Annotated in this window: 3 protein-coding genes and 2 pseudogenes; 2 read left to right on the top strand and 3 right to left on the bottom strand. The window is 72.2% G+C overall.

The features are described from left to right. Positions 1-823 (bottom strand): annotated as a pseudogene (locus tag GT042_RS01915) (multidrug transporter); the annotation flags it as partial. Between the two features lie 305 nt (positions 824-1,128). Between GT042_RS01915 and GT042_RS01910 the strand changes: the two are divergent. After that, complete coding sequence (locus tag GT042_RS01910) at positions 1,129-1,485, top strand: YciI family protein (protein WP_161306949.1); 357 nt, start codon at positions 1,129-1,131, stop codon at positions 1,483-1,485. A 99-nt stretch (positions 1,486-1,584) separates the two neighbouring features. Here the strand turns inward: GT042_RS01910 and GT042_RS01905 are convergent. Further along, a pseudogene (locus tag GT042_RS01905) lies at positions 1,585-3,255 on the bottom strand (SpoIIE family protein phosphatase); the annotation flags it as partial. 174 nt (positions 3,256-3,429) lie between these two features. Here GT042_RS01905 and GT042_RS01900 point away from each other — a divergent pair. Then, on the top strand, positions 3,430-5,217 hold the full coding sequence (locus GT042_RS01900; protein ID WP_161306947.1) for an ABC transporter ATP-binding protein: 1,788 nt from the start codon (positions 3,430-3,432) through the stop codon (positions 5,215-5,217). 79 nt (positions 5,218-5,296) lie between these two features. On the opposite strand, the gene GT042_RS01895 is transcribed toward GT042_RS01900, so the two are convergent. Beyond that, the coding region (locus GT042_RS01895; RefSeq protein WP_161306946.1) for a TetR/AcrR family transcriptional regulator at positions 5,297-5,915 on the bottom strand (619 nt) is incomplete at its 5' end.

Genomic DNA, 5,915 nt, shown 5'->3' with positions numbered 1-5,915 from the left:
GCCCGGTGCCGGGGCGGTCCGTCACGGAGACGACCGCGCCGTCCCTGACGACCGCTTCCGCGACGGGGGCCGCCCGGTCCACGGTCAGCGCGCGGTCGGCACGGCCCCAGCCCGGCGTGTAGACGCCGACGGAACCGGCGGGCACGTTCGCGGCGTTGTACGCGGCCAGGGGGCGCGGTCCCGAGGGCAGGGTCACCGTCCCCTCGAAGTAGAGCCGGAGGATCCGCCCGGCGTTCCCGGGGCCGATCCCGACGGCCCGTTCGGCGCCGGCCGCCGGGGAGTGGTCGACCTGACCGTCCCTGACACCGGGTCCCTGCGGTGCGCCCGTCTCGTTGATGTCGAAGAAGTCCGCGTTGATCGCGGCGACGGTACGGCGCCCGGCGCCCGGGTCGTGGAGTGCGGCGAGTTCGGAGACCGTACGCCGGTCGGAGACCTGGCCGGAGGACAGGTAGTCGGCCCGGGCTCCGCCGTCGAGGTCGACGGAGAGCGCGTCGACCCGCAGCCACGCGGCGGCCCGGAGCCGGTCGTACGAGGTGAGGGTGACACCGGGGGCTACAGGCCGGGAGGCGCGGGCCGTTTCCAGCCCTTCGCCGTCCAGAGCCTCGCCTTGCGGGTCTTCACCCGCTCCCCCGGCGGTCACCGTCCCCGGTGTCCCGCCGGCCGCGCTCGCCGGTGGGGGCGCGACCGGCCGCAGGATCTCGGCGGCGGTCAGCGGGCGGGGGTCGGGGGTGGAGTCGGCGAAGGACGGGGAGACCGCCCCCGCCGTCAGGGCGGTCGCCGCCGTGAACAGCACGACGGACCGCCAGGCGTTGCCTGGGCCCACAACTTCTCCTGGAAGACGCTGAGTTCGCACGGGTGAGGACTGTAGGACTGTCTGCCGCCAGCATTGCCGTGCACACACCAATGAACCAGGGGGTCGGGGAAACGCCGGGGAGAACACGCGATGACAGCCCCGAAGGCCACCCGCCGGCCCCTCTCGTCGTGGCCCTCGGGCGGCGATCATGACGTATCCCGGAGAAACTTCCGGGGAGGTGTCGATCCGGGCGCCTCCCGTTCGACGTACGGGTGAGAGGCGGGGAAAGCCCCGCTCCGGCCCGCCAGGGCCACCTACCGAATCACGGAGTCACCATGCCGCGCTTCCTGACGATGATCCGCGTCGATGAGCAGAACCCCCCGACCGAGCCCCCCGGCCCCGACTTCGACACGCGCATGGGCGCGCTGCTGGAGGAGATCACCAAGGCGGGGGTCATGCTGGACACGGCCGGTCTGGCGCCGACCTCCGACGGCACCCGGGTCACCTGGGCCGACGGCAAGGTCCGGTACACGGACGGGCCCTTCACCGAGACCAAGGAGGTCATCGGCGGCTACTCGCTGATCCAGGCCAGGGACAAGGCCGAGGCCCTGGAGTGGGCCAGGCGCTTCCTGGAGATCCACCCGGCCCACTGGACCGTCACCGCGGAGGTCCGGGAGATCGTCGAGGGCTGACCGGCCGGCCCACCGTCCCGTACGCGGACCGCCCCCGCCCCGCCGCTCCTACCGGGTGGGGTCGGTCCGCGTACGGGAACGGGGCGGCGACCCGGGCCCGGCCTCCCGCCGCAGGAGCAGCAGTGCCATGTCGTCACCGCCGCCCTGGGTGCCCAGCCGGTCGAACAGCATGTCGGCCAGGTCAGGCAGCTCCTCCGGACCCGTCCTGACCGCCTCCGCCAGCACCTTCATCCGGTCCCCGAGGTCCGTGCCGGGCTCCTCCACCAGGCCGTCCGTGCAGAGCAGCAGCGTGTCGCCGGGGCCCAGCGTCCCGGTGGTGACCGGATAGTCGATCCCGCCGTCCCCGGCGAACTCGGCGGCGAGACCGAGCGGCAGCCCGCCGGTCGTCGGGATCCAGCCACAGCTCCCGTCGGCGACCCGCACCATCGGGTCCAGATGCCCCGCCCGTACGATCTGCAAATCTCCCGTCGCGAGGTCGACCTCCACATACGTGCAGGTCGCGAAGCGATCGGTGTCCAGCTCGTGCAGGAAGGCGGCGGCGCGGGCCATGGCGGTGGCGGGCGGGTGGCCCTCGGCGGCGTACGCCCAGAGCACCATCCGGAGCTGGCCCATCACCACGGCGGCGTCCGTGTCATGGCCCTGGACGTCGCCGATGGTCAGGCCCACCCGGCCGCCGGGCAGCTGGAGCACGTCGTACCAGTCACCGCCGACGCTCCGCCCGATCCGCGCGGGGCGGTAGCGGACGGCCGTCAGCGCCCCCGGGATGTCGGGGATGTGGCGCGGGAGCATCGCCTGCTGGAGGCCCTCGGCGAGGTCGTGCTCCTGGTCGTAGAGCATGGCCCGCTGGAGGCTCTGCGCGATGCTGCTGCCGAGCGCGACGAGCAGCGCGCGCTCCGAGTCGCTGAAGTCGCCGTGCCGGGGGTAGAGCATGGCGAGCACGCCGATGGGCCTGGCCTGGGCGATCAGTGGCAGATACGCCCCCGAGGAGACGACCAGTGGCTCGATGTGCGGCCAGAGCAGCGGGTAGGCGTCGCGGAACTCCTCGCGCGAGGTGACGAAGCGCGGTCGCTCGGTCCGTACCGCCTCGCTCGTCGGGTACGGCTCGTCGATCCGGGTGTACTGGAGCTCCGTCGCGAACGGGCCGTTCCGCCCCTGCGCGACCAGCCTGATCCGTGTCCCCTCGACCACCCCGAGCGACACGCTCTCCGCCCTGAGGTGGCCGAGTGCCTCCTCGTCCTCCAGGACCTCGATGACGTCGTGCACGGTCTCCGCGTGGGACAGCAGGGTGGTGGTGCGCTCCACCATCTCCGTCAGCCGCCGCCGGCCCGCGTCCAGCTCGTTCCTGGCGGCGGCGTCGGCGAGGTCGTGGTGGGCGATCCGGACGATGCCGATGACCCGGACGGCGTTCGTCCGCTCGTCGCGGAGGATCCGGGCCTGGGTGTGGGTCCACCGCATCGACCCGTCGCGGCAGCGGATCTGGAAGTACGTGGCATAGCGGTCCGTACCCCGCTCCACGGCCTGTCCCACGACGGCGTTCACGCGCTCCGCCTCGTCGGGCGGGATGCGGGACAGCAGCGACTCGCCCCTGCCGTCGTACTCGTCCTCGCGCAGGTCGAACACCTCGAGGGCGGGGCCGTCCAGATGGAGTGCTCCGCTGACGAGGTTCCAGTCGAAACCGCCCATGCGGTTGAGGGCGAGTCCCAGTCCCGGATCGGCGGGCCAGTCGTCCGGCAGCGACCCGGCGCCCGGCCGAGCGCCCTGATCAGCCATGCAGCCACCCTCTCACCGATCGCCGTTTCGCACGCGCCGAGCGGCCGGTGCGGGTCGGGGTCCACGGTCCGCGTCCACGCTCCGGAAAGCGCTTCCGGTCCGGGGGCCGGTCGGAGGAGACTGCGGCGGCACGTCGAGCGCGTGCGACCGCTGCCGAAAAGGACTCCGCTCTCCATGCAGAAACCCGAAGCCGCTCACCGCCCCGGTCCGCTGGACCACCACTACTCGGGGGAGCATCCGCTCCGTACCCTCGCCTACCTCTTCCGTCCCGACCGCCGCAGGCTCCTCCTCGTCGTCGCGGTGTTCACCGTCAAACACATCCCCGTCTGGCTGCTCCCGCTGATCACGGCCAACATCATCGACGTGGTCGTGGAGCACCGGCCCGTCTCCGAGCTCTGGTACAACGCCGGGGCCCTCGTCTTCGTCCTCGCCCTCAATTTTCCGATGGCGCTGCTCTACGCGCGCCTGATGAGCGCCAGCATCCGCCGGATGGGGCGTGAGCTGCGGTCCGCGCTCTGCCGCCGGATGCAGTACCTGTCCCTCGGCTACCACGCGCGGGTGAGCGCGGGTGTCCTCCAGACCAAGGTGGTACGGGACGTCGAGGCCGTCGAGCAGATGACCCAGCAGAGCGGCGACCTGGGGCTGGGCGCCATCATGACGCTGCTCGGCGGCCTGGTGGTGATCGGGTTCCGCACGCCGGTGGTGCTGCCGGTGTTCCTCGTGGTCGTGCCGCTGGCCGCGCTGCTGGTACGGCGGCTGCGCTCGCGGATCCGTACGAACAACGAGGAGTTCCGGCTGGAGATCGAGCGGCTGTCCTCGCGCGTCGGCGAGATGACCACGCTGATCCCCATCACCCGCGCCCACGGCCTGGAGCGTACGGCCCTGCACCGCGTCGACAACACGCTGGAGCGGGTGCTGACCGCCGGGTTCCGGCTGGACGTGCTCAACGGGCGCTTCGGCTCGCTGTCCTGGATCCTGCTGAACACGCTGGCGGTCGGCTGTCTGACGGGCTCGGCGGTGGTCGCGTACTACGGCTGGATGGGCATATCGGCCGGTGACGTCGTCATGATCAGCACGTTCTTCACCGCGCTGACCGCTTCCCTGATGACCCTGATGAACCTGACGCCGATCATCTCCAAGGGGCTGGAGTCGGTGCGCTCGGTCGGCGAGGTGCTCCAGGCGCCGGACCTGGAGAGCAACGAGGGCAAGACGTCCGTCGAGCGGGTCGAGGGGCGGATCGACTTCGAGGGGACGGGATACCGCTACCCCGAGGCGGCGGAACCCTCGGTGCGCGGCTTCGACCTGTCGGTGCGGCCCGGCGAGACGATAGCCCTGGTCGGCGCGTCGGGTGCGGGCAAGTCGACCCTGCTGAACCTGCTGATCGGGTTCATCCGGCCGACCGAGGGGCGGATCCTGCTGGACGGCGCGGACATGGCGTCGCTCGATCTGCGGACGTACCGGCGTTTCCTGTCGGTCGTACCGCAGGAGTCGATCCTCTTCGAGGGGACGATCCGGGAGAACGTGACGTACGGCCTGGCGGACGGCGAGGACGAGGCCGCGCTGCGGCACGCGCTGGACGCGGCGAACGCGACGGAGTTCGTGGACCGGCTGCCGGACGGCCTGGACACGGTGGTGGGGCAGCGCGGCGCCCGGCTGTCGGGCGGCCAGAAGCAGCGGCTCGCGATCGCCAGGGCACTGATCAGGGATCCGCGGATCCTGGTGCTGGACGAGGCGACGTCCGCGCTGGACAACCGGTCGGAGGCGCTGATCCAGGACGCGCTGGCGCGGCTGGTGGCGGGCAGGACGGTGTTCGTCGTGGCGCACCGGCTGTCCACGATCCGGAACGCGGACCGGATCGTGGTGATGGAGCACGGCCGGATCGTGGAGATGGGCAGCCATCAGGAGCTGCTGGCGCGGGGCGGGTCGTACGCGACGACGCTCCAGCCCCGGCGGTCGGGGTGAGATGGGGCTGAGATCGGGGTGAGATCGGGTGATATCGGTCCGAGGACAGGCGTGCGGCGCCGGGTGACGCCGTACCCGTTCAGGGGGAGTCGTGCGGCTCCGACGTCATCCGGTCCACCTGGCCGGTGTCCAGGGGCGGCCGGCTGAAGGCGATGTGCGGGGTACGGAGCCCGGCCATCACGACGTCGAGATGGCGCTGCCAGGCGTCGGGGGCGGCGGCGCCCGACGTCTCCACGACCCCGCGTATCCCCCACACGACCATCGCGATGTCGGTGACGGTCACCTGGTCGTTGACCACGCCGGCCCGCCGCGCCTCGGACAGCAGTCGGTCGGTGATCCCGCGCAGGTGCGCCACCTGCGCGGGGCGGGCCAGTTCGCCCCACGTGCCGGGGAGGTACCCCCGGCTGCCGGCGATGAGCCGTCCGACGGTACGGAGAAACCGGTCGAGGCCTTCGCCGGGCGGCTGCCGTCCGGCCTCTTCGGCGAGGGTGACCAGCTTGTCGTAGAAGACCTCGACCAGCTCCGTGACCAGGGCCTCCTTGGTGGGGAAGCGGCGGTAGAGCGTCGCGGGGCCCACTCCGGCGAGGCAGGCGATGTCCTCCATGCCGGCGGTGGGTCCCTGCGCGGCGAAGGCCCGGCCGGCCGCGTCGATCATGCGGGCGCGGTTCTCGGCGGCGTCGCGGCGCAGGGCCGGGCGG

It is taken from the genome of Streptomyces sp. SID3212 (assembly GCF_009865405.1).
Classification (GTDB): domain Bacteria; phylum Actinomycetota; class Actinomycetes; order Streptomycetales; family Streptomycetaceae; genus Streptomyces.
This window is presented reverse-complemented; position numbering and strand designations above follow the sequence as displayed.